Raw genomic sequence first — 20857 nt, 5'->3', positions numbered from 1 at the left:
TCGGTGTCCGGACCCGGTCGGGGGCCGAGGGCACAACCCGGGCCGGGTCCTGTCGAGGGTATGGGGGGTGTCGTGATCGCGCGCGCCGAATCGGACGGACCACCCCGGTCGGGTTCGGACGGAGCGGCCACGTGGTTCGGGTGACCCACGTCACCGGCCGTCCGGGTCGTCAGCCGGTCCGGAGGAACGACCAGGCGGCCAGCCACACCGACCCGGCCACGAGTGCCATCGCCCCGGGCACGTGCACGATCAGGCCCGGGATGTCGCCGAACCACGCCTGGACGAAGGTGAACGCGAAGACCGCCACGGCGAGGACCGACGGCCACCACGCGCCGGCGGTGACGACACGCAGCCACACCGCGGCCGCCGCGGCGAGCCCGGTGACGACGTGCAGCACGATCGCGCCGGTGCCGTGCGGACCGACGTCGCCGCCGGTGAACAGGCCGGCGGCGGTCACGAACTGCCAGGCCAGGACGACGACCGACGCGGTCGCGAGCACCCGCAGGGCCAGGACGGGGGTGGAGCGGGTCACGTCGGGCGCAGCGTGGCGGTGTGGGGCGGACATCCTCGCAGTCTGCCGACAACCGGCCGCAGGTGCACGAACCGGTCGTTCAGGCCATCGCGGGCGCGAGCTCCCGCGCGCCGACGACGGCGGCCCAGGCCGGGAGGAAGTGCCGCACCGGGTCGAGCGCGGGGGAGCCGGTGACCGGGGTGAAGTGGTGGTCCACGAACGCGCGCAGCGCCGCGGAGTGGCCGAGCCGGTCCGGGACGAACGCCACGTCGTCGCGCCAGCCGCACTCGCAGGCCGCGCGGTAGGCGATGGCCGGGGCGCGGCGTGCGTCGCTCCAGATCCCCGTCGCGCGGCCGTCGGCGGTGTCCGCGCTGACGAACCCCTCGTGGTCGTCCGACCCGGGGATCTCCACCGGTCCGATGTAGAGCACTCGGTGATCATCCCCGGGTGCCGGCGGTGCGCAACCCGCGGCGGGACGGGTGGGCCCTCCGGTTCGTCCGGCGGTCGTCCGACGGCCCCGCGTGGCAGGCTGGACCGGTGGCGGACGACGAGCGGGGCGAGGCGGTGCTGGCCGCCGCGACCGACGCGGCCCGCCGCGAGTTCGGTGACGAGCTGGTGGCGGCCTACACGCTCGGCAGCCTCGCGCACGGCGGGTTCGCCCCCGCCGTCAGCGACGTCGACCTGGCCCTGGTGCTGCGGGAGACCGGCGGCGGCACGGCCTCGCGGGTGCACGACGTCGTCGCCGCGGCCCGGGACGCGGCCGCGGGCACCGACGGGCTCGCCGAACGGCTCTCGGTGTTCTGGGCCGACCCGGACACCGTGCGCCACGGCACCGGGCGCCGACCGGCCCGCCTGCCCGCCGTCGACCGGCTCGACCTGCTCGACTCCGGCGTGCTGCGCCACGGCACCGACGTCCGCGACGGGGCCGTCCCGCCCGGCCACGACGAGCTGGTCCGCGGCTCGGCCGGGTTCCTCGTCGAGCGCGTCGACGACGCCTGGCTCGCCGCGGTCGCCGACCCGGCCGCACTGCTGGCCCGCGGGCCGCGCGCGGTCACCAAGACGGTGCTGTTCCCGGTCCGGTTCCTGCACACCCTCACGACCGGGGAGATCGGCCGCAACGACGCCGCCGTCGCCTCCTACGACGGCGCCCACCGCGACCTGGCCCGGGCCGCCCTGCGGTGGCGCGACGGGGCGCTCGGCGAGCGGGTGGCGGCCTGGACCCTGCTGACCGACCACCTGGCGGGCCTGTACCGGGAGTGCGTCGACGCCCATCTCGCGGCGCTGCCCGGTGACGACCCCGCCGTCACCGGGCTGCGGGCGCTGCGCGACGCCCTGGCGGTGCTCAGTGCTTCGCGGGCCTCCGTCCCACGAACGCCCCGATCCCGGTGACCGCGCGCCCCACGACCAGGGTGTTGATCTCCTTGGTGCCCTCGTAGGAGTAGAGGGCCTCCGCGTCGTTGAAGAACCGGCCGACCTTGTTCTCCAGCAGGATCCCGTTGCCGCCGAACACCTCCCGGGCCCGGGCGACCGCGTCGCGCAGCATCAGGGTGGCCTGTCGCTTGGCCAGGGCCGCCTGCTCGTCGCGGAAGGTGCCGTCGTCCTGCATCTGGGCGACCCTGACCGCCATCCCGAGCGAGGCGACGACGGCGCCCAGGATCGAGACGAGGTGGTCCTGGACCAGCTGGAAGGACGCGATCGGCTGCCCGAACTGGACGCGCTCGACCGCGTAGTCGCGGGCCAGCTCGAAGACTCCCGCCATCGCGCCGACCGCGTTCCAGGCGACGCCGCCACGGGTCACCCGCAGTACCCGGTTCGTGTCGGCGAAGGTCTGTGCGCCGGGCAGCCGGTTCGCCTCCGGGACGCGCACGCCGTCGAAGGTGAGGTCGGCGTTCTGGACGGTGCGCAGCGCGAGCTTGCCCTCCATCTTGGTGGCGGTGAACCCGGGCGTGCCCTTCTCGACGACGAAGCCCTTGACCGAGTCGTCCGCCACGTCGCGGGCCCACACGATCACCAGGTCGGCGAAGGTCCCGTTGCCGATCCAGCGCTTGGCGCCGTCCAGCACCCACTCGTCGCCGTCGCGGCGGGCGGTGGTCTCCAGCCCGCCCGCGACGTCGGACCCGCCGTGCGGCTCGGACAGCGCGAACGCGCCGATCTTCTCCATCCGGCGCATGGCAGGGAGCCAGCGGTCCTTCTGCTCCTGCGACCCGCACAGGTCGATCGAGGTCAGCGCGAGCCCGGCGTGCACGCCGAAGAAGGTCGCCATCGACGGGTCGACGCGGGACAGCTCCATCGACACGAACGAGGTGAGCAGCCGCGAGTAGGCGGGCCGGTCCGGCCACTCCCGCGCCAGCCCGACGACGTCGAGCTCGGCGAACCCCGGGAGCAGATCGTGCGGGAACTCCGCGCGGTCCCAGCAGGCGTCGGCGATCGGGGCGATCTGCTCCTCGGCGAAGGAGCGGACCCGGGAGAGGATCTGCTGCTCCTCGGGGGCGAGCAGGTCGACGTAGCCGAAGAGGTCGGCGGGAAGCGGTGCGGTCATGACTCCTCCATCTCCGACCGGGCGGCGAGCACGGAGGTCTCGGCGCGGTCGCGTGCGGTGGTGAGGGCCTCGCGGCTGGGGCCGTAGGCGTCCTCGGTGGCGGTGCTGATCGCCTCGACGGTGTCCGGGTCGAGGGTGGGGTCCCCCAGGTCGGCCCATCGGCGCGCCATCCCCGGGCCGAGGTGCTCCAGCAGGTGGCGCAGGCCGCCGTCGCCGCCGCCGAGGTGGAAGCTCAGGAACGGTCCGCCGGTCGCCCAGCGCGGACCGAGCGCCCCGGTGACCACGCGGTCGAGCTCGGCGGGGGAGACCACACCGTCACGGACGAGGGAGACGGCCTCGCGGAACAGCGCCGACTGCAGCCGGTTGCCGACGAAGCCGTACACCTCCTTGTGGATCTCGACCGGGTCCTTGCCCACCGAGCGCAGGAACTCCGCGGCCCGCGCGACGTTGTCGCGCGCGGTGCGCCTGCCGGCGACGAGCTCCACCAGCGGCAGGACGTGCGGCGGGTTGAACGGGTGCGCGACGAGCAACCGGGCGGCGGCGTCGTCGTCGAGCCGGGCGGCGACGTCGGTGGGCAGGATCCCCGAGGTGGAGCTGAGCAGCAGCGCACCGGCGGGGGCGTGCGCGGCCGCGGTCGCCCAGATGTCCTGCTTCACCTCCAGGCGCTCGGGTCCCTGCTCCTGGACGACGTCGGCACCGGCCACGGCGCGGGCGAGGTCCGGTTCGCAGGCGACCCGCTCGAGCAGGTCCGCCGACCCGAACCGGCGCACACCGGCGTCGACGACCTCGGCCAGGTCCGGCCGCGGGTCGGTGACGACGACGTCGTGTCCGGCCGCGGCCAGCAGCACGGTCCAGGAGACGCCGATGGTGCCGGCACCGATCTCGGTGATCCTCACGATTCCTCCAGGTAGTCGTGCACGGTGGTGATCGGCGCGAGCGTGAGGTCGGTCAGCACGTGTGATGCGGAGACGATCTCGCGCACCGGCAGGTCCGCCAGCGGCGCGAGGACGTGGTCGAACAGCTGCAGCCGGGCCGGTCCGGTGAACGCCCGCTTCACGGTCAGGTCGGTGATCCGGGTGCGGACCAGCCGGGCGTCGACCGGTCCGGATCGGCCCGGCACGAGCTTGACCATGAAGGTCGGCACGCCGACCTGCGCGGCGGCCTCCGCCGGATCGAGCTCGGTGTGCTGGTAGGCCATGGTCGCGACGGCCACCGGCAGCGAGCCCTTGTGCAGGGTGCCGACGAGCGCGCCGTCCTCGACGCCCAGTCGTGGTGTGCCGAACGCCTTCGGGTAGGCGCTCTGCTCGCGCCCGGCGAAGGTCGCCGGTGCGTTGTCCAGCCACATGCCGTGCAGGTACTCACCGTCCTCGCCGTCGAAGGAGCACGCCAGCGCCTGCCCGGACTCGGTGTAGGGGCCGAAGCCGTCGACGTCGCCCATGTGCATGACCTCGAACCGGACCAGCGGCTCCCCGGCCACCAACGGCTCGGGCAGCGCGCGACGGAACGCGTCGGGATCGGTGCGGTAGACGACGTTCAGGTACTCGCGGTCGGTGAACCGGTGCGATCCCGGCGTGAACGCGGGCGCGGTCAGCGGGGTGGTCCCGGCGGCGAGGACGTCGGCGGCCCTCATCGGGCGAGCACCCCGTCGGCGACCAGCGCGGCGATCTCGTCGTCGGTGCGGCCCAGCTCGCGCAGCACGTCGGCGCCGTCGGCGCACAGCGTGGGGGCCGGGGTGCGCATCCCGCCCGGGGTGGCGGTGAACCGGACCGGGAAGCCGATGGACCGGTAGCGGCCCTCGGTGGGGTGCTCGGCCTCGGTGAGCAGGCCGCCGTCGGTGACGTAGGGGTCGGTCTCGGCGTCGTCGACGGCGAGGACGGGCGCGAACGGGACCGAGTGCTGCGCGCACAGCTGCGCCCACTCGTCGGTGGTGCGCCGGGGGGCCAGCTCGGCGATCAGCGCGTACAGCTCGGGCTGGTGTGCGGCCATCGCGGGGGAGGTGGCGAACCGCTCGTCGGCGGCGAGGTCGTCGCGGCCGGCCGCGGTGAAGAAGTCGGCGATGTTGCGCGGGGTGTAGGGCAGGATGCAGGCCCAGCCGTCCTTCGTCGCGACGGCCTCGTGCCCGGCGGCCATCGACCGGTTGAACCCCGTCGGGCCCTCCGCGGGCACGAAGGTGTGCCCGGACAGGTGCTCCACCAGGTTGAACGCGAGGAGCGTGTCGGTCATCGGTACCTCGACCAGCTGCCCCTCGCCGGTGGCCCGCTGGTGGATCACCGCGGCCAGCGTGGAGTAGGCGATCGTCAGCGCACAGACCTTGTCGGCCAGGATCGTCGGCGCGTAGGAGGGGGTGCCGGTCGCCCGGCGCATCAGGTCCACCATCCCCGACGACGCCTGCACGATCTCGTCGTAGGCGGCGCGGTCGGCGAGCTCGGAGTCGCTGCGGAAGCCCTGCGCGCGGACCTGGACCAGGCGCGGGAAGCGCTCGGCGACCCGCCCGGGGTCGAGTCCGAGCCGGTCCAGCGCACCCGGGCGCATGTTCGTCACGAGGGCGTCGGCGGTGTCGAGCAGGTCGTCGAGCACCGCGCGGCCGGCCTCGGTCTTGAGGTCGAGCGCCACCGAGCGCTTGTTGCGGTTCACGTTCAGCGCGAGCGCGCCCATCCCGGGGTTGCGCTGCGGCAGGGTGCGGCGGGTCATGTCCCCGGCCGGCGGCTCGATCTTGATCACCTCCGCGCCCAGGTCGCCCAGGATCTGGCAGGCGTACGGGCCCATGACGACCGACGCCAGGTCGATCACCCGCAGCCCGTCCAGTGCGCCACCCATGTCGTGCTCCTTCCGCTCGCTCGCCGTCACGCTCTCCATGAGCATGGCTAACTTTTCTCGCTCCTGCGAGCTAGGCTTACCCATATGCGTAACCACCACCGGACCGTGGACCGGGTGGCCGGTCTGCTGGAGGCCGCCGCCCGCCGGCCCGGCGGCAGCTCCCTGTCGGCGCTGGCCCGCCGCGTCGGCGCCCCGGTGTCCTCGGTGCAGAAGCTCGTCGACGGTCTGGTCGCCACCGGCTACCTCGACGAGCGCGACCGTCGGTACACCCTGGGCCCCGCGCCCTGGATGCTCGCGGCGAGGGCGGGGGAACCACCCGTCCCGGCGATCCCGCACGAGGCGCTCGACCAGCTCGCCCGGCACACCGGGCTGCCGGTGCTGCTCGCCGCCCGGATCGGCGACGACGCCGTCTACCTCGACTGGGCGGGCGCCGACGAGGGTTTCGACGTGGCGCTGTCGGCGCGGGTCCGCGCGCCGCTGCCCGACACCGCGGCCGGCCGGGTCCTGCTCGCCCACCTCGGCCAGGCCCAGCGCAAGCGGGTCGCGCTCGCCGCGCACGAGGGCGATCCCGGCGCCGCCGCCGCGCTCCTCGACACCTGCGCCCGGATCCGTGCCGACGGGTTCGAACGCGGCGCGAGCGGCGCCCTGCTGCCCGGGGCGGTCGCCGTCGCGGTCGCGCTGCGCCACGACGGCCGGGTCACCGGTGCGCTCTCGGCCGCCGACCGCGGGAACGGGCCGTTGCCCGCCGGCGTCGCCGAGGCCCTCGCCGACGCCGCGGGGGCCTGGTCGACCTGACCCGGCGCGACGTTTGCCGCCCGGTGTGCCGGGAAGGCGGCGGGTGATGCGTACCGACTGGATCCGACCCCTGAACGACAGCGACGGTCCCTTCGCGACCGTCGTGCTCGACGCCACGCACGACACCGCCGACGCCACCGAGCAGTACCGCCTGCGCTGGCGCGAGCTGCGGGAGCGCCTGGCCGACGACGGTGCCGACGAGTCGGCACTCACCGTGCTCGACGAGGCCGTGACAGCCGCCGACGCCCCCGACGGCACGGCCGGGCGGGTCCTCGTCGCCGACGCCGCGCGGGTCCTGCTCGACCGGCACACCGAGTTCCCGCCCGAGCGCGGGACCGCGGCCTGGGGTGCGGTCCCGGACCTGCTGGGCGTGCTCGGCGCGGTGGGGGAGGACGTGGCGACGGTCGTCGTCGCGGTCGACCGGACCGGTGGCCGGGTCCGCGGTGTGGACGGCACGGTCTCCGAGGTGTCGACCGACTCGGGCGGCCCGGTCCACAAGGCGAGCACCGCGGGCCCCGGCGAGGGCACCGCGGACGCCCGGGTCGAGGAGACCTGGAAGCGCAATTCCCAGGCCGTCGCCGAGCAGGTCGAGAAGTCCGTCCGGGCCGGCAACGCGGGCCTGCTCGTCGTCGTCGGGGACGCGGAGTCCCGGTCCCGCCTGCGCGACGAGCTCCCGCCGGCCTCGGCCGGGATCATGGCCGAGATCGAGAACACCGGCGGCACGGTGCCCGAGCAGGTCGACGACACCGTCCGTGCCGCGGCCGACGAGGTCCGCGAGACCCGCCGCGGCGAGGCCCTCTCGAGCTTCGCGACCGCGTCCGGGCGCGGCGACGGGCTCGCCGTCACCGGGCTCGGCGAGGTCACCGGGGCCACCCGCGCGCACGCCGTCGAGACCCTGCTGGTCGACCCGGCCGCGGTGCCCGGCACCGAACTGGTCGCCGGCTCCGACCCGGCCGCGGTGGGGGAGAAGGCCGACGAGCTCGTCGGCGACACCCCGACGCTGTCCGGTCCGGCCGCGAACGTCCTGGTCCGCGCCGCCGCCGCGACCGGTGCGGCCGTCGTGCTGGTCCACCCCGGCGACGACGTCACGCTCACCGACGGCGTCGGCGCCGTCCTGCGCTTCCCGGTCGGCCCCGCCTCCTGACCGCGCCACCGTCGTGCCCCGTCCCCGGCCGGACCGGTCGGGACCGGGGCATGATCGGGTCCATGAGCGACCAGCGGATCGAAGCCTCGCGCATCGTCGACGCGAGCCCGTCCGAGATCTTCGCCGTGCTCCGTGACCCGCGCGGGCACGTGGCCGTCGACAGCTCCGGGATGCTGATGTCGGCCGAGGGCGGGCCGGTCTCGGCGGCCGGGGACACCTTCGTCGTGCACATGGACCGCGAGTCGCTCGGCGACCGCCCGATGGGCCGCTACGACGTCACCGTGCACATCGCGAGCTACGTGCCCGACCGCGAGATCTCCTGGACCATCGTGGGTGTCATGCGCCCGCCGGTCGGCCACGTCTACGGCTACCGGCTGGAGCCGGTCGCCGAGGCCGACGGCGGCGGCACCCGGGTCGTCTCGTGGTGCGACTGGTCCGACATCCACCCGCAGTACCGCGACTCCGACCTGTTCCCGGTGATCTCCGCCGCGTCGCTCAAGGCGACCCTGGGCATCCTCGCCCGGACCGTGCAGACCTCCTAGGCGATACTGCGGCGGCCCCGCCGCAGCAGGGCACCGGAGCCGCACGCCCACAGGGCCCACACCACCAGCAGCGGCTGGAACAGCAACCGGGTCGCGCGGGCGCCGTCGCTGTCGAGGCCGAACGCGTCGGTGCCGGTGACGTACTGCGCCACGTTGCCGGGGAACACCAGCACGAACAGCGCCGCCGCGACCAGCCCCGCGTGCGGGCGCAGCCGGGCCGGTGCGAGGAGGACCGCGGCCCCGACCGCGATCTCGACGAGCCCGGACACGAGCACCACCGCGCCGGGCGCGGGCAGGAACGGTGGCACCTGGGCCAGGAACTCGGCCGGGACGAGCAGGTGGGCGATGCCCGCGGCGACCAGGAACGCGCCCAGCAGGAGCCGGGCGGTGGTGCGGACCGCGTGCACGGTGCCTCCGGACGTCATCGATTCCGGGTATCCGCGGCCCCCGGCCGAACCGGGGGCCGGACGGGGTGCGGACACCCCGGGACCCACCCTTGCACGGAGGCCCGACATGACCGCTCCCGAGATCGTCCCGCCACCCGGCCGCCGGCGCTGACGGGCGGTCGCGGTACCGCCGTGGTACCGAACCGCCGTCACCCCGTTGTCGCAGCGGGATACCGGCGACCGGGTCACGGTGCGCGCCGACACTGCGCGCTGCGGGTGAACCGGAGCTGTTTGCGATTGAGGCGCGCAGAGTCGGGGAATCCGAGGTGCACAACAGAACGACACGGACTTCTGCACGGACCGGGCGCTGGGGAGCCTTCCGGTCCGTCGGCCCCGGGTCCGGGGTGCGACCGCTTCGGGGGTGGTCGCGCCCCGGACCCGTTCCTCGACATCCCCGACCTGCGGGCGGCCGCGGCGTGCCCGATCCTGCGGGCTCGGATGAACTCCCGACATCGAGCGCTTACCCTGTGGGAATGACCGAGCCCGGAACCGTTGCGCCGCTGGCGCTCGACGAGCAGCTCTGTTTCGCGCTCCACTCCGCGTCCCGTGCGATGACCGGGTGCTACCGCCCGATCCTCGACTCCATCGGCCTGACCTACAGCCAGTACGCGGTTCTGCTCGTGCTGTGGGCCGAGGAGACGGTGCCCCAGCGGGAGCTCGGCGAGCGGATGTTCCTCGACAGCGGCACGTTGTCGCCGATGCTGACCCGGCTGGAGGGTCACGGGCTGGTCACCCGCGCCCGTCGCCCGGACGACGAGCGCACCGTGCAGGTGTCGCTGACCGAGAAGGGCAAGGCGCTGCGCGAGCAGGCCGCGGCCGCGCAGGACCAGGTCATCAAGGCCACCGGCATGTCGATGGACGAGCTGTTCCGCCTCCGCGACGACCTGCAGCGGCTCGCGTCCCGGCTCCGGTCCGCCGAGCCGGAGGCCGCTCCCGCCTGACCGTCGCGCCGCCCCGTCCGACCGCGGCCGGCGTGGATCGTTGCGCGGGTATATGCTTGCCGACAGGCAAACATATGGAGCGTGCATGAGCGGCCTCGACCCCGACGAGCTGGCGCGGCTGCGCACGGACCTGGCCCGGATCGCCCGGGGCCTGGACCGGGCCACCCGCGGCTCCGACCTCACCCGCAGCGCCCTGTCGGTACTCGGCACCGTCGCCGTCCGCGGCCCGATCGGGATGGGGGAGCTCGCCGCCGTCGAGGGCGTCAACCCCACCATGCTGTCGCGTCTGGCGGGCAAGCTGGAGGCCGCCGGGCTGCTCGTCCGCGACACCGACCCCGACGACGGTCGCGCCGTACGCGTCGCGGTCACCGAGGCCGGTGCTGCCGAGCACCGCCGACGCCGCGAGGAACGCACCCGGCTGCTCGCCGCCCACGTCGACGCCCTGACCTCCGACCACACCGCGCGGCTGCGGGCCGCACTGCCCGCGCTCGACGCGCTCGCCGGGGCCCTGCGGGACGCCCGGTGAGCGCGGGCCCGGACCAGGTGTCCCGCCGGGCGCTCGCCCGCACCTTCGCCGCTCTGTCCGGTCACAACTACCGGCTCTGGATCGGCGGCCAGTCGATCTCGCTGGTCGGTACCTGGATGCAGTCGATCGCCCAGTCCTGGCTGGTGTACGAGCTGACCGGGTCCGCCGCGGTGCTCGGCACCGTCGTCGCCGTGCAGACCGTGCCCACCCTGCTCCTGGGCCCCTACGCCGGGGTGTGGGTGGACCGCCTCGACCGGCGACGGCTGATGGTCGGCCTGCAGACGATGATGGGCCTGCAGGCCGCCGCACTCGCCGTGCTCACCCTCACCGGCACGGTCGCGCTCTGGCACGTCTACGTGCTGGCCGCGGTGCTCGGGCTGAACAAGGCCGTCGAGAACCCGGCCCGGCAGACCTTCGTGCACGAGCTGGTCGGGCCCGAGGACCTGCGCAACGCCGTCACCCTCAACTCGGTCCTGGTCAACGCCGCGCGCGCGGTCGGACCGGCCGTCGCCGGGCTGGTCATCGTCGCGGGCGGGACCGGCATCTGCTTCGCGGTGAACGCGATCAGCTTCGTCGCCGTCGTGACCTCGCTGCTGCGCCTGGACACCTCCGCGCTCATGCCCACCGCTCCGGCGCCCCGGGCGCCCGGGCAGCTGCGTGAGGGGTTCGCCCACGTGCGCGACAACCCCGAGCTACGGGTGCCGCTGGTGATGATGGCGCTGATCGGATGCCTGGCCTACGAGTTCCCGGTGGTGCTGCCGGTGGTGGCCTCGCAGACCTTCGGCGGCGACGCGGCCACCTACGGCTGGCTCACCGGCGCGATGGGCGTCGGGGCGGTCGTCGGGGGGCTCGTCGTCGCCGGGAACGGACGGACCGGGGTGCCGATGCTGGTGCGGACCGCGCTGCTGTTCGGCCTGGTCCTGGGCCTGGCCGCGGTCGCGCCGTCGCTGTGGGTCGCGCTGGTCGCGATGGGGCTGGTCGGGATGGCCAGCGTCGCGTTCATGGCCGGCGGCAACTCGACGCTGCAGCTGGCGTCGGCCCCGCACATGCGGGGCCGGGTGATGGCGCTGTGGTCGGTGGCCTTCCTCGGGTCCACCCCGATCGGCGGTCCGGTCGCCGGCTGGGTCAGCGAGCAGTGGGGCGGTCGCGGCGGGCTCGCCCTGGGTGCGGCGGCCTGCCTGGTCGCGGCCGCGATCGGCCTGCCCACGGCGCGCCGCGCCGCCCGGGCGGAGGCCGCCGGGTGAGCACGCCCGGCCGGCCCGCGGTGCTCGCGGTGGTCGCCGCCGGCGGGGTGGTGGGCGCCGAGGCGCGCTGGCTGCTCGGGCTCGTCGGCCCGCCCGCCCCGTGGACGACGCTGCTCATCAACGTCACCGGCTGCCTGTTGATGGGGGTGCTGATGGTGCTGGTCACCGAGCGGTTCCGGGCCCACCCGCTCGTCCGCCCGGCGCTGGGCGTCGGGGTGCTCGGCGGCTACACGACGTTCTCCACCTACGCCGTCGACGTCGCCGCGCCGGCGTTCGGCTCGCCGGGGTCGACGGCGCTGATGGTCGGCACCCCGGTGCTCGCCGTCGCCGCGACGGCGCTCGGCGCGGCGCTGACCCGCGCGTTCGCCGGGGACGCAGCCCGGTGACGGCGCTGCTCGTCGCCCTCGGTGCGGCCGTCGGGGCGCCGCTGCGCTACCTCGTCGACACCGCGGTGAAGGCACGCACGCCCTCGGCGTTCCCGTGGGGCACCTGGGTGATCAACGTGGCCGGGTCCTTCGTGCTCGGCGGCGTGGTGGCGCTGACCCCGCTGTTCGGGCCGGGGTTCGCCGCGCTGCTCGGCACCGGGTTCTGCGGGGCGTTCACCACTTACAGCACCTTCGGCTGGGAGACGCTGTCGCTGCTCGAACGCGGCCGCACCGCGCTCGCCGTGGGCTACGCGGCGGCGAGCGCGGTCGTCGGCGTCGCGGCCGCACTCGCCGGGCACGCGCTGCTCACCGTCGTCGCCGGCTGAACCGGGTCGGGTCCGGCCGGGTCAGCGGATCCGGCCGCCGGTGGCGACCCGCAGCAGGTCACGGGCGGTGCCGCGGGGCGAGGTGCCCTCCCGCCAGACGGCGCGGAACTCCCGGGTCAGGTCCAGACCGCGGACGTCGACGACGACCAGCGACCCGGCCGCGACGTCGGCGCCGACCACCGCCCGCCCCAGCACCGCGGGGCCCTCACCGGCGCGGACCGCCGCACGCAGGGCGGCGTCCGCGGCGTACTCGCGCCGCGGCGGCACGGGCTCACCGGCACCGGCGGCGTCGAGCACGGCGTCCAGCGCGGGCCGGGCCCCGGCACCCGGCGGACGGGTGAGCAGCGGGGTGCGGGCCAGCTGTGCGGCGTCGACGCCCTCGGACCCGGCCCACGGGTGGCCGGGGGCGACGACGAGCACCAGCGGGTCCGATCCCACCGTCGCCGCGTGCAGGTCCTCCAGCGGGCCGGGCGTGGACACCACACCGACCGCCGCGTCACCGGACCGGACCGCCGCCGCCGGATCCGGCGTGTCGCGCAGCACGACCCGCCCGCCCGGACCGTCGCGCAGCTCGACCAGCCAGGCCTGCAGCAGACACTCCGCGACTACCGGGTTCGCGGCCAGGACGACGGTGTCCTCCCCGGCCGGCTCGTCGCGCAGCGCCGCGACCGCGACGTCCAGGTCGGACGCGGCTGCCAGCAGCGGGCCCGCCCACTCCACGAGCAGGACCCCGCGGGTGGTGAGCCTGCTGGACCGCCGCCCCCGGCGTGCACGTTCGAGCACCGGGCCCCCGGCCTGCTGCTCGGCGGCCCGGATCCGCGCGGACGCGGCCTGCACCGTCAGCCCGAGCCCCTCGGCCGCGGCGGACATGCTCCCGGTGCAGGCGATGTCACGGAGCAGGGCGAGAGCGGTCAGGTCGGGGACGCGTGCGGGTGCGGTGGCCATCGGGACCAGCCTAGGTGGCGGGCGGGGTCACACTCCGAGCAGCCCGCGCAGGTAGGCCGCCTGGCCGGCGTGCTGGAGGTCGTCGCCGACCACGCTGACCAGGCGTTCGCCGAGGGTCACGTTCTCCCCCCAGGTGGGCGGCAGGACGCGGGACAGGTCGTCGTCGGCGAGGCCCGCGAGGTGTCCGACGGTGCGCTCGTGCACCGCCGCGCCGTAGCCGGCCAGCAGGTCCGCGGTCGTGCGCACGGCGTCGACCTGCGACGACGTGTGCCCGAACCCGGTGTCGGCGACGTCGAGGTCCAGTCCGAAGCGCTGCGCCCAGCCCTCGCCGGTCCAGACCTGGTCGGACCCGAACGCCTCGGCGACGTGGTCGTCCTGCACCCGCAGCAGGTGCCACACCAGCCAGCCGATCGGGTTGCCGGGGCCGTCCGCACCCTCCGGGCGGCGGGCGAGGTCGGCCTCGGACAGGCCGTCCACCACCTCGCGCACGAGCTCGTCGATCCGGCCGAGGTGGTCGGTCAGCAGTTCAGCGGTCGTCGTCATGGGACGGGCTTTCCCGTATGCGGGCCCCCGCATGCGGGTTACGGTGGTCGGTGGTGACCGAGAACGTGAGGACCCACAGCGCGCACTGGGGCGTGTTCCACGCCCGCTGGGACGGCAGCAGGCTGCGGGTCCGCCCGCACCCGGGCGACCCGGACCCGTCCCCGGTGCTGGACAACATCCCCGCGGCCGTCGGGCACGCCGCCCGGGTCGCCGCGCCCGCGGTGCGCCGCGGCTGGTGGGACCGCGGCCCGGGCCGTGACCCCGGTCGTGGGCGCGACGGCTACCGCACCGTGTCCTGGGACGCCGTGCTCGACCGGCTCGCCGAGGAGACCCACCGGGTCCGCTCCACCCACGGCGACGAGGCCGTCTACGGCGGCTCCTACGGCTGGGCGTCGGCCGGTCGCTTCCACCACGCCCAGGGCCAGCTGCACCGGTTCCTCGCGCTGACCGGGGGCTACACCCGCTCGGTCAACACCTACTCCGGCGGCGCCGCCGAGGTGGTGCTGCCGCACGTGCTGGGCACCTTCGACGCGGTGACCCGCTACGCGGTGACCTGGGACCAGGTCGCGGCGCACACCGACACCGTCGTCGCGTTCGGCGGGATGGCGCTGAAGAACTCCGCGATCGCCGCGGGCGGGGTCAGCCGGCACGTCGAGCGCGGGGCCATGCGCGCCGCCCGCGACCGGGGCGCGGTGTTCGTGCTGGTCAGCCCGCTGCGTCCGGACCTGCCGGAGGAGGTCGACGCCACCTGGCTGCCGATCCGGCCCGGCACCGACGTCGCGCTGATGCTGGCGCTCATGCACACCGTCGTGGAGGCGGGGCGGGCCGACATCGACTTCCTCGCCTCGCACTGCGACGGCTGGGACCGGCTGCGCGAGTACCTGTTCGCCGCCCCGGCGCGCGACGCCGGATGGGCCGAGGGCGTCACCGGCATCCCCGCGGCGACGATCCGCGAGCTGGCCTGGCGGATCGCGCACGGCCGCACCCTGGTGACCGTCGCGCAGTCGCTGCAGCGCGCCGAGCACGGCGAGCAGCCGGTCTGGGGCGGGACGGCGCTCGCCGCGGTGCTCGGCCAGATCGGCCTGCCCGGCGGCGGCTTCAACTACGGCCTCGGGTCGCTCGGGCACTACGGGCGCCCGCGCAACGCGGTGCCGGTGCCCACGTTCTCCCGGGCGCCGAACCCGGTGACCTCGTTCATCCCGGTCGCGCGGGTCGCGGACATGCTGCTGCACCCGGGGGAGACCTACTCCTACCAGGGCGTCGAGCACACCTACCCGCACGTGCGGATGGCCTGGTGGGCCGGCGGCAACCCGTTCCACCACCACCAGGACCTGCGCCGGATGCGGCGCGCGGTCGCCGAGCTGGACACGTTCGTCGTCCACGACCCGATGTGGACGGCCACCGCGCGGCACGCCGACGTCGTGCTGCCGTCCACGACGACCCTCGAACGCGACGACATCGGCGCCACCAGCTCCGACCCGCTCGTCGTCGCGATGAAGCAGCTGGTGCCCCGGCACGGCGAGGCCCGCGACGACTACGACGTGCTCGCCGACCTGGCCGTGCGGCTCGGGCACGGCGAGGCCTTCACCGAGGGCCGGACGTCGCACGAGTGGCTGGTCCACATGTACGACCGCACCCGTAAGGGCCTGGCGGACCGCGGGCTCGACGCGCCGTCGTTCGAGGAGTTCTGGGAGCGCGGCGAGCTGGAGCTGCCCCAGCGCCCCGACGACGGCGGGGTGCTGGCCCGCTTCCGCGCCGACCCCGTCGCGCACCCGCTGCCGACGGCGTCCGGCCGCGTCCAGGTCGGGTCCGGCCCGATCGCCGCGCTCGGGCTGCCCGACCACCCCGGTCACCCGGCGTGGATCGAGCCCACCGAGGTCCCCGACGACCGGCACCCGTTCTGGCTGGTCTCCAACCAGCCGGCGACCCGGCTGCACTCCCAGCTCGACTTCGGCGCCCACTCGGCCGGGTCGAAACGCTCCGGGCGCGAGGTCGTGCGCATCCACCCCGACGACGCCGCCCGGCTCGGCATCGGCGACGGCGACGTCGTCCGCCTCCACAACGACCGGGGCGCCTGCCTGGCCGCGGCGCGGGTCACCGACGACATCCGGCCCGGCGTGCTCCAGCTGCCGACCGGGGCGTGGTGGGACCCGCGCCCGGACCCGGACCGTCCCGAGCTCGGCGACGACGGCCTCTGCGTGCACGGCAACCCGAACGCCGTGACCCGCGACCGGGGCACGTCGGGCTTCGCGCAGGGGTGCAGCGGTCAGGTGTGCGCCGTCGCGGTGGAGCCGTACCGCCACGAGGCCCCGGAGGTCACCGCGCACACCTCGCCGGTCACGCCGGCTTCGCCGTGACTGGCTGGGCCAGGTCCCGCTCGATCTCCTCCAGGCTGCGGCCCTTCGTCTCGGGCAGCAGCCGGGTCGCGTAGACGTAGGCGGCCGCCGTCGTCACCGCGAAGAACAGGAAGTTCCAGCCCGCGCCGAACGCCTCGAGCAGCGACGGGAACAGCAGCGCGACGGTCATGTTGAACAGCCAGTTGAACGTCACGCAGAACGCGACCGCGCCGGCGCGGACCCGCAGCGGGAACAGCTCCGGCAGCAGCACCCACTGCACCGGGCCCCAGGAGATCGAGAACGAGGCGATGTAGACGACGATCCCGGCCAGTGTCAGCCCGAGCAGCAGCGGCCCCTGCTCCAGCCCGACCAGGTTGGTGACGGCCAGGACGATCATCGCCAGGCACATGCCGACCGCGCCCCAGCGCAGCAACGGGCGTCGCCCGGCGCGGTCGATCAGCCACATCCCGGGCAGCGTCATCAGCATGTTCACCGCGCCGATGCCCACGTTGGCGCCGATCGCGCCGGTCGCCCCGAAGCCGACGTCGGTGAGCAGGGTCGGCGCGTAGTAGATGATCGTGTTGATGCCGACGAAGTTCTGGAAGAAGACCAGCAGCATCCCGATGAGGGTCAGCCGCCGCAGCCGCGGGGAGAACAGCGTCCGGATCGCGACCTTCTCGGTGTTCTCCCGCTCGACGCGCACACTCTCCCGGATCTCCGACAGCTCGGCCTCGGCCGCCTCGGGGGTGCCGCGCAGCCGCTCCAGGACGACCCGCGCGTCCTCCTCGCCACGGTGGGGCTTCTGCGCGACCAGCCAGCGGGGGCTCTCCGGCTGGGTGTAGATGCCGATGGCGAGGATGACCGCGGGGATCACGCCGAGACCGATCATCCAGCGCCAGTCCCGGGACTCGGCGAAGGCGAAGTCGGTGACGTAGGCCAGGAAGATCCCGACGGTCACCAGCAGCTGCATCAGCGACGTCAGCCGCCCGCGGATGCGGGCCGGTGCCAGTTCGGACAGGTACATCGGCACGACCACCGACACGATGCCGACGCCGACGCCCATCACGAACCGGAACCCGACGAGCATCGCGACGTTCGCCCCGAGGGCGGCGCCGAGCGTGCCGATGACGAACACGATCCCGCCGAGCAGGATCAGCAGCCGCCGGCCGAGGGTGTCGGCGAGCTTGCCGGAGACGCCCGCCCCGAGCATCGCGCCGACCAGCAGCCCGGACACCACCGTGCCCTGTTCCAGCGACGACAGCGGGATGTCGTCGGGGATGAACAGGATCGCCCCGGAGATGACGCCCGTGTCGTACCCCCACAGGATCCCGCCGAGTGCCCCGAAGAACCAGATCGCCCACTGCGACGGCCGCTTCGCCGTCTGCGCCCCCGAACTCATCGGCCGATCCTCCGGCGGCCCGCAACAGGAGACGTCAGGCGGCGTGTCGTGAGGCGTCCAGCCGGCGGCATGTCGCCGTCGATCGTCCGGAACTATCCGTTCTGGTCGAGCCAGGCCCGGACCTCGGCGGAGTCGGCGCCCAGTGGCGGAGGAGAGCGGCGGTAGGACGGTGGGGTGGCCGACCAGGTGACCGGGTTGCGGACGGTCGGGACGGCGGCGGCGTCGTCGGCCCGGACGACCGGGTCGAGGCCGAGCTCCTCGGCGAGGGCGACACCGCCGTCGACGGTGTTGATCGGGCCGCACGGCACGCCGGCGGCGGTGATCGCGTCGTACCACTCCTGGGCGGTGCGGGTGGCGAGGCGGGCGCGCAGCCGCTGCTCGATCTCCTCCCGGTGGCCGATCCGGTCGGACATGGTCGCGAAGCGCGGGTCCTCGGCCATGGCCGGGTCACCGAGGACGGTCGCGAGCTTGCGGAACTGGCCGTCGTTGCCGGCGATGACGATGAGGTCGCCGTCCGCGGTGGGCATCGGCTGGTACGGGAAGACGCTGGGATGGGCGTTGCCCATCCGGCGGCCGACCGCGCCCGCGGCGACGTAGGCCTCGGTCTGGTTGACCAGTGTGGACATCGCGACCGACAGCAGGTTGGTCTCCAGCAGCTGGCCCTGCCCGGTCCGCTCGCGGTGCCGCAGCGCCGTGCCGACCGCGAGTGCGGCGTGGAGTCCGGTGAGGACGTCGAACACCGCGACGCCCGCGCGGAACGGCGGCCCGTCGACGTCGCCGGTCAGGCTCATCAGCCCGGACACCGCCTGGACGAGCAGGTCGTAGCCGGCCAGGTGGGCGCCGCCGCGGGCGCCGAACCCGGTGATCGAGCAGTACACGACCCCGGGGTTGCCGGCCGAGACGCTGTCGTGGTCCAGACCGAACCGCGCCGCGCCGCCCGGCCGGAAGTTCTCGACGACGACGTCGGCCCGCCGCGCCAGCTCGCGTGCCGCCGCGAGGTCGCCCGGGTCGGTCAGGTCGAGCACCACGGACCGCTTGTTCCGGTTGATCGACAGGTAGTAGGTGGAGATGTCGCCCTGCTCGGGGTCGCTGACCACCGGCGGCTTCCAGGTGCGGGTGTCGTCGCCGCCGGGACCCTCGACCTTGATCACCGTCGCGCCGAGGTCGGCCAGCATCATCGTGGCGTAGGGCCCGGCGAGGACGCGGGAGAAGTCGGCGACCAGCACGCCGTCCAGCGGTCCGCCGGTGGGGTCGTCGCCGAGCGGGGAATGATCCACGTCCCGGCACGCTAGCCGCGTCGCCGCACCGGCGACAGTCGCGACGCGGCTCACGGCGGGTCGGGTGCGAGGTAGGTGTGCCCGGTGGGACCGGTGGTCGTGACCCCGTCCGGGCCACGGGCCACGTGCCAGCCGGGTTGTTCGCGGACGTGGTTGTGGAACTCGCACACCCCGCGCCCGTTGTCGAGCTCGGTGCGTCCGCCGTCGGCATCACGGTGGATGTGGTCGAGGTGGCGGACGGGTGCGTCGCAGTAGGGCTCGGTGCATCGGTTCTCCGCGCGTGCTTTCACGAGGGTGGCGAGGAGTCCGGTGAAGGTGCGTCTGCGGGAGTCGCCGCCGATGACCAGACCGCGGTCGGTGAGCAGGCGGCGCAGGGACTTGGCGCCCTCGGGGTTCGCGAGCAGGTCGGCGGGGACGGGTCCGAGGCCGGGGATCTCGGCGGGGAGTGGGGACTGCGGGTCGAGCAGGGCCTGGATCGGGACGGTGACCTGGACTTCGAGGTTGACGGCGGTTGCGGTGGCCTGGCCGGTGACGCGTTCGACGAGGGTGTCGGCGAGGACCTGTCCGCGGGTGCGGGTCAGGGGCTGCGGGTCGACCTGGACCTCGACGAACGCCTTCTGCAGTGCGGCGAGGCAGGCGGCGCCCTGTTCGACCGGGACGTAGGCGGTGAGGTAGCTCATCGCGTCCGGTGCGGGTCGCAGGGTGACCCGTCGTTCGGCCCGGGCGGCGTGGACGCGGGCGCGGAACCGGTCGGGGGCGATCTCGGCGACGAGCCGGCGGGTCATGGCGCGGAGCCGTCCGATGCCGAGCCGGGTCAGGTCGTGCACGGCGAGGCGGGCATCGACCTGTCTGCGCCGGCGCGCATCGAGGTCACGGCATTCGACGGCGATCGCGGAGACCTTCGCGGCGCTGAGTTCACCGGCGATGTGCAGGTCCCGGACGCGCCCGAACCCGGCGTACAGGTCCCGGGCGTTCGCCACCCGGGTGCGGGCCTCGGCTGTGGAGACGCGGCAGGCGAGCTGGACCTGCGCGACGACACTGCGGTGGAGCCCGTCGGCGTCGGCGCGGTCGTCGGTGAGGCGGTTCTCGACGTGTGCCTGGGCGAACGCCCGGATGCGCGTCGCCTGGAGCGCGGCGAGGGAGGCCTGCAGGGACTCGATCTGCCGGACCTGGTCGATCAGGTCGGCCTCGGAGAGCAGGGTGATGTCGTCGTCGACGACCTGGTCGACCAGGAGCCGCAGCAGCGCGAGCTCACCGGAGGCGAACCCGCGCCGGTCCACGCCGGTGGCGTGGACGGGAGGCTCGTGGGTCGCGGTCATGCCATCGATCGTACTCGAACATGCGTTCGATATCGATTCGTTCGTCGCAGGTGGGCGCCCGTTCGTCGTCACCGGGATTCCGACCTCAGCTCCGAGCGGCGTCGCGGGCCACCGCGTCTGCCAGCCGCGCTGCCGCAGCGGAGGCGCCGACCGGCTCGGCCTGGGCGTTCACGACCGTCACGTCGTCGCGTCCCGAGGTGTAGTGGCGCCCCGTCCAGCGCACCCCATGCGGTGTCCGCAGCTCCCGGACGTTGCCGGTGCCGTAGGTGTCGACGAGGCGCTTCAATCCCATCGCGTCGGCCGTCCGCGGCATCTCGACCGCGGCGACGGCCACCACCACCCGCGCGCCGCCCTCCCGCACCTCGAACGACGCCCGGCCGACCCCGACACACGGGGTCCCGACGAGGAAGTCGCGCACGCGAGCGTAGGACACCGACGCGCAGTCGGTCCGGACGTCGCTCTCGAGGCGACGCACCTCCCGCCCCGCGCGGGACAGCCGTCGTACCGTCCCGTCCAGGCTCCGGTTCTTCGCCCGGACGCTTCGCGAGGCCGATGCGCCGGACCCCGAGGGGCCCGCCGCGGCCGACGACCCCGAGCCGGCGACCCCGCCGGCCGCGCCGCCGCCCAGGCCTCCGCCGGACACGGCGAGCCACAGGGCCAGCAGCAACGCGCCGACGCCCGTGCTCGCCTTCACGAACCGCCCGTCCGGGCCATGCTCGTTGTGCCGTGCCAGCCGTCCCCCGCCCGTCGCTCCACGCGGAGTCGTCGCCGAGGTATGGGGC

At 74.7% G+C, this 20857-nt stretch carries 23 protein-coding genes; 10 read left to right on the top strand and 13 right to left on the bottom strand.

The genetic code is table 11. The features are described 5' to 3' along the window. Positions 1-169: 169 nt before the first annotated feature. On the bottom strand, positions 170-565 hold the full coding sequence (locus AC0GKK_RS02550; RefSeq protein ID WP_489883062.1) for a hypothetical protein: 396 nt from the start codon (positions 563-565) through the stop codon (positions 170-172). Between the two features lie 46 nt (positions 566-611). After that, entirely contained in the window at positions 612-941 is a 330-nt protein-coding gene (locus AC0GKK_RS02545; RefSeq protein WP_489883061.1) for a hypothetical protein, read from the bottom strand. Positions 942-1048: 107 nt separating this feature from the next. Here AC0GKK_RS02545 and AC0GKK_RS02540 point away from each other — a divergent pair, with 107 nt between their 5' ends. Then, complete coding sequence (locus AC0GKK_RS02540; protein ID WP_489883060.1) at positions 1049-1900, top strand: hypothetical protein; 852 nt, start codon at positions 1049-1051, stop codon at positions 1898-1900. Here AC0GKK_RS02540 and AC0GKK_RS02535 read toward each other — a convergent pair. Genes AC0GKK_RS02535 through AC0GKK_RS02520 form a run of 4 tightly spaced genes read right to left on the bottom strand, consistent with a single transcriptional unit; the run spans position 1854 to position 5867 of the window. Then, entirely contained in the window at positions 1854-3050 is a 1197-nt protein-coding gene (locus AC0GKK_RS02535; protein WP_251782758.1) for an acyl-CoA dehydrogenase family protein, read from the bottom strand. The two genes, AC0GKK_RS02540 and AC0GKK_RS02535, sit on opposite strands and share 47 nt — an antisense overlap. Continuing rightward, positions 3047-3946 (bottom strand): 3-hydroxyacyl-CoA dehydrogenase NAD-binding domain-containing protein, encoded by a 900-nt coding sequence (locus AC0GKK_RS02530; protein ID WP_489883059.1) that lies wholly within the window; start codon positions 3944-3946, stop codon positions 3047-3049. Before AC0GKK_RS02530 ends, AC0GKK_RS02535 begins: the two co-directional genes overlap by 4 nt. Next, complete coding sequence (locus AC0GKK_RS02525; protein ID WP_208825417.1) at positions 3943-4680, bottom strand: acetoacetate decarboxylase; 738 nt, start codon at positions 4678-4680, stop codon at positions 3943-3945. Before AC0GKK_RS02525 ends, AC0GKK_RS02530 begins: the two co-directional genes overlap by 4 nt. After that, positions 4677-5867, bottom strand: coding sequence for a CaiB/BaiF CoA transferase family protein (locus tag AC0GKK_RS02520; RefSeq protein WP_489883058.1), 1191 nt, complete (start codon positions 5865-5867; stop codon positions 4677-4679). The genes AC0GKK_RS02525 and AC0GKK_RS02520 overlap by 4 nt, the downstream gene beginning before the upstream one ends. A gap of 84 nt (positions 5868-5951) precedes the next feature. On the opposite strand from AC0GKK_RS02520, the gene AC0GKK_RS02515 reads away from it, so the two are divergent. From AC0GKK_RS02515 to AC0GKK_RS02505, 3 genes are all read left to right on the top strand, one after another. Next, positions 5952-6662, top strand: a complete 711-nt coding sequence (locus AC0GKK_RS02515; protein WP_208825419.1) for an IclR family transcriptional regulator — start codon at positions 5952-5954, stop codon at positions 6660-6662. A 46-nt stretch (positions 6663-6708) separates the two neighbouring features. Then, entirely contained in the window at positions 6709-7806 is a 1098-nt protein-coding gene (locus AC0GKK_RS02510; RefSeq protein WP_489883057.1) for a baeRF2 domain-containing protein, read from the top strand. Between the two features lie 62 nt (positions 7807-7868). Next, a complete protein-coding gene (locus AC0GKK_RS02505) occupies positions 7869-8348 on the top strand; it encodes an SRPBCC family protein (protein WP_489883056.1) in 480 nt (159 codons plus the stop codon). Here AC0GKK_RS02505 and AC0GKK_RS02500 read toward each other — a convergent pair. Continuing rightward, positions 8345-8773, bottom strand: coding sequence for a DoxX family protein (locus AC0GKK_RS02500; protein WP_489883055.1), 429 nt, complete (start codon positions 8771-8773; stop codon positions 8345-8347). The two genes, AC0GKK_RS02505 and AC0GKK_RS02500, sit on opposite strands and share 4 nt — an antisense overlap. 494 nt (positions 8774-9267) lie before the next feature. Between AC0GKK_RS02500 and AC0GKK_RS02495 the strand changes: the two genes are divergently transcribed. From AC0GKK_RS02495 to crcB, 5 genes are all read left to right on the top strand, one after another. Then, the gene (locus AC0GKK_RS02495) at positions 9268-9735 is read left to right on the top strand and encodes a MarR family winged helix-turn-helix transcriptional regulator (protein ID WP_062394777.1); all 468 of its coding nucleotides are present in this window, start codon (positions 9268-9270) and stop codon (positions 9733-9735) included. 85 nt (positions 9736-9820) lie between these two features. Next, positions 9821-10261 carry a MarR family winged helix-turn-helix transcriptional regulator gene (locus AC0GKK_RS02490; protein WP_062394780.1) on the top strand — a complete coding sequence of 147 codons (441 nt, stop codon included), beginning with the start codon at positions 9821-9823 and terminating at the stop codon, positions 10259-10261. Further along, a complete protein-coding gene (locus tag AC0GKK_RS02485; RefSeq protein WP_489883054.1) occupies positions 10258-11505 on the top strand; it encodes an MFS transporter in 1248 nt (415 codons plus the stop codon). The genes AC0GKK_RS02490 and AC0GKK_RS02485 overlap by 4 nt, the downstream gene beginning before the upstream one ends. Continuing rightward, positions 11502-11891 carry a fluoride efflux transporter FluC gene (locus AC0GKK_RS02480; RefSeq protein ID WP_405417232.1) on the top strand — a complete coding sequence of 130 codons (390 nt, stop codon included), beginning with the start codon at positions 11502-11504 and terminating at the stop codon, positions 11889-11891. Before AC0GKK_RS02485 ends, AC0GKK_RS02480 begins: the two co-directional genes overlap by 4 nt. Continuing rightward, the gene (gene crcB / locus AC0GKK_RS02475; RefSeq protein WP_208825434.1) at positions 11888-12256 is read left to right on the top strand and encodes a fluoride efflux transporter CrcB; all 369 of its coding nucleotides are present in this window, start codon (positions 11888-11890) and stop codon (positions 12254-12256) included. Before AC0GKK_RS02480 ends, crcB begins: the two co-directional genes overlap by 4 nt. 21 nt (positions 12257-12277) lie before the next feature. Here crcB and AC0GKK_RS02470 read toward each other — a convergent pair whose 3' ends face one another. Together AC0GKK_RS02470 and AC0GKK_RS02465 are read right to left on the bottom strand one after the other, a co-directional pair. Next, positions 12278-13201 (bottom strand): LysR family transcriptional regulator, encoded by a 924-nt coding sequence (locus tag AC0GKK_RS02470; protein ID WP_482637434.1) that lies wholly within the window; start codon positions 13199-13201, stop codon positions 12278-12280. A 27-nt stretch (positions 13202-13228) separates the two neighbouring features. Beyond that, positions 13229-13744, bottom strand: a complete 516-nt coding sequence (locus AC0GKK_RS02465) for a mycothiol transferase (RefSeq protein ID WP_482637435.1) — start codon at positions 13742-13744, stop codon at positions 13229-13231. 53 nt (positions 13745-13797) lie between these two features. On the opposite strand from AC0GKK_RS02465, the gene AC0GKK_RS02460 reads away from it, so the two are divergent. Further along, a complete protein-coding gene (locus AC0GKK_RS02460; protein ID WP_489883053.1) occupies positions 13798-16101 on the top strand; it encodes a molybdopterin-dependent oxidoreductase in 2304 nt (767 codons plus the stop codon). Here the strand turns inward: AC0GKK_RS02460 and AC0GKK_RS02455 are convergent. The 4 genes from AC0GKK_RS02455 to AC0GKK_RS02440 all read right to left on the bottom strand — a co-directional run bounded on the left by AC0GKK_RS02455 (position 16082) and on the right by AC0GKK_RS02440 (position 20769). Then, positions 16082-17479: a sugar porter family MFS transporter gene (locus AC0GKK_RS02455; RefSeq protein ID WP_489883052.1), complete on the bottom strand. Its 1398-nt coding sequence runs from the start codon at positions 17477-17479 to the stop codon at positions 16082-16084. The two genes, AC0GKK_RS02460 and AC0GKK_RS02455, sit on opposite strands and share 20 nt — an antisense overlap. A gap of 92 nt (positions 17480-17571) precedes the next feature. Beyond that, a complete protein-coding gene (locus tag AC0GKK_RS02450) occupies positions 17572-18756 on the bottom strand; it encodes a CaiB/BaiF CoA transferase family protein (protein ID WP_489883051.1) in 1185 nt (394 codons plus the stop codon). A 50-nt stretch (positions 18757-18806) separates the two neighbouring features. Further along, complete coding sequence (locus AC0GKK_RS02445) at positions 18807-20075, bottom strand: HNH endonuclease (protein WP_489883050.1); 1269 nt, start codon at positions 20073-20075, stop codon at positions 18807-18809. An 85-nt stretch (positions 20076-20160) separates the two neighbouring features. Beyond that, positions 20161-20769, bottom strand: a complete 609-nt coding sequence (locus tag AC0GKK_RS02440; RefSeq protein WP_489883049.1) for a hypothetical protein — start codon at positions 20767-20769, stop codon at positions 20161-20163. Between the last annotated feature and the right edge of the window lie 88 nt (positions 20770-20857).

Source organism: Pseudonocardia sp. P-1, from assembly GCF_058111925.1.
Note: the sequence above shows the minus strand (reverse complement) of the source record. Positions and strands in the feature narration are given on the sequence as shown.

Bases quoted from the DNA above. Each gene is read 5' to 3' on its own strand.
- AC0GKK_RS02550 (WP_489883062.1), bottom strand. From the start codon at position 565: ATGTCCGCCCCACACCGCCACGCTGCGCCCGACGTGACCCGCTCCACC.
- AC0GKK_RS02535 (WP_251782758.1), bottom strand. From the start codon at position 3,050: ATGACCGCACCGCTTCCCGCCGACCTCTTCGGCTACGTCGACCTGCTC.
- AC0GKK_RS02525 (WP_208825417.1), bottom strand. From the start codon at position 4,680: ATGAGGGCCGCCGACGTCCTCGCCGCCGGGACCACCCCGCTGACCGCG.
- AC0GKK_RS02520 (WP_489883058.1), bottom strand. From the start codon at position 5,867: ATGGGTGGCGCACTGGACGGGCTGCGGGTGATCGACCTGGCGTCGGTC.
- AC0GKK_RS02515 (WP_208825419.1), top strand. From the start codon at position 5,952: ATGCGTAACCACCACCGGACCGTGGACCGGGTGGCCGGTCTGCTGGAG.
- AC0GKK_RS02510 (WP_489883057.1), top strand. From the start codon at position 6,709: ATGCGTACCGACTGGATCCGACCCCTGAACGACAGCGACGGTCCCTTC.
- AC0GKK_RS02505 (WP_489883056.1), top strand. From the start codon at position 7,869: ATGAGCGACCAGCGGATCGAAGCCTCGCGCATCGTCGACGCGAGCCCG.
- AC0GKK_RS02500 (WP_489883055.1), bottom strand. From the start codon at position 8,773: ATGACGTCCGGAGGCACCGTGCACGCGGTCCGCACCACCGCCCGGCTC.
- AC0GKK_RS02495 (WP_062394777.1), top strand. From the start codon at position 9,268: ATGACCGAGCCCGGAACCGTTGCGCCGCTGGCGCTCGACGAGCAGCTC.
- AC0GKK_RS02490 (WP_062394780.1), top strand. From the start codon at position 9,821: ATGAGCGGCCTCGACCCCGACGAGCTGGCGCGGCTGCGCACGGACCTG.
- AC0GKK_RS02470 (WP_482637434.1), bottom strand. From the start codon at position 13,201: ATGGCCACCGCACCCGCACGCGTCCCCGACCTGACCGCTCTCGCCCTG.
- AC0GKK_RS02465 (WP_482637435.1), bottom strand. From the start codon at position 13,744: ATGACGACGACCGCTGAACTGCTGACCGACCACCTCGGCCGGATCGAC.
- AC0GKK_RS02455 (WP_489883052.1), bottom strand. From the start codon at position 17,479: ATGAGTTCGGGGGCGCAGACGGCGAAGCGGCCGTCGCAGTGGGCGATC.
- AC0GKK_RS02445 (WP_489883050.1), bottom strand. From the start codon at position 20,075: ATGACCGCGACCCACGAGCCTCCCGTCCACGCCACCGGCGTGGACCGG.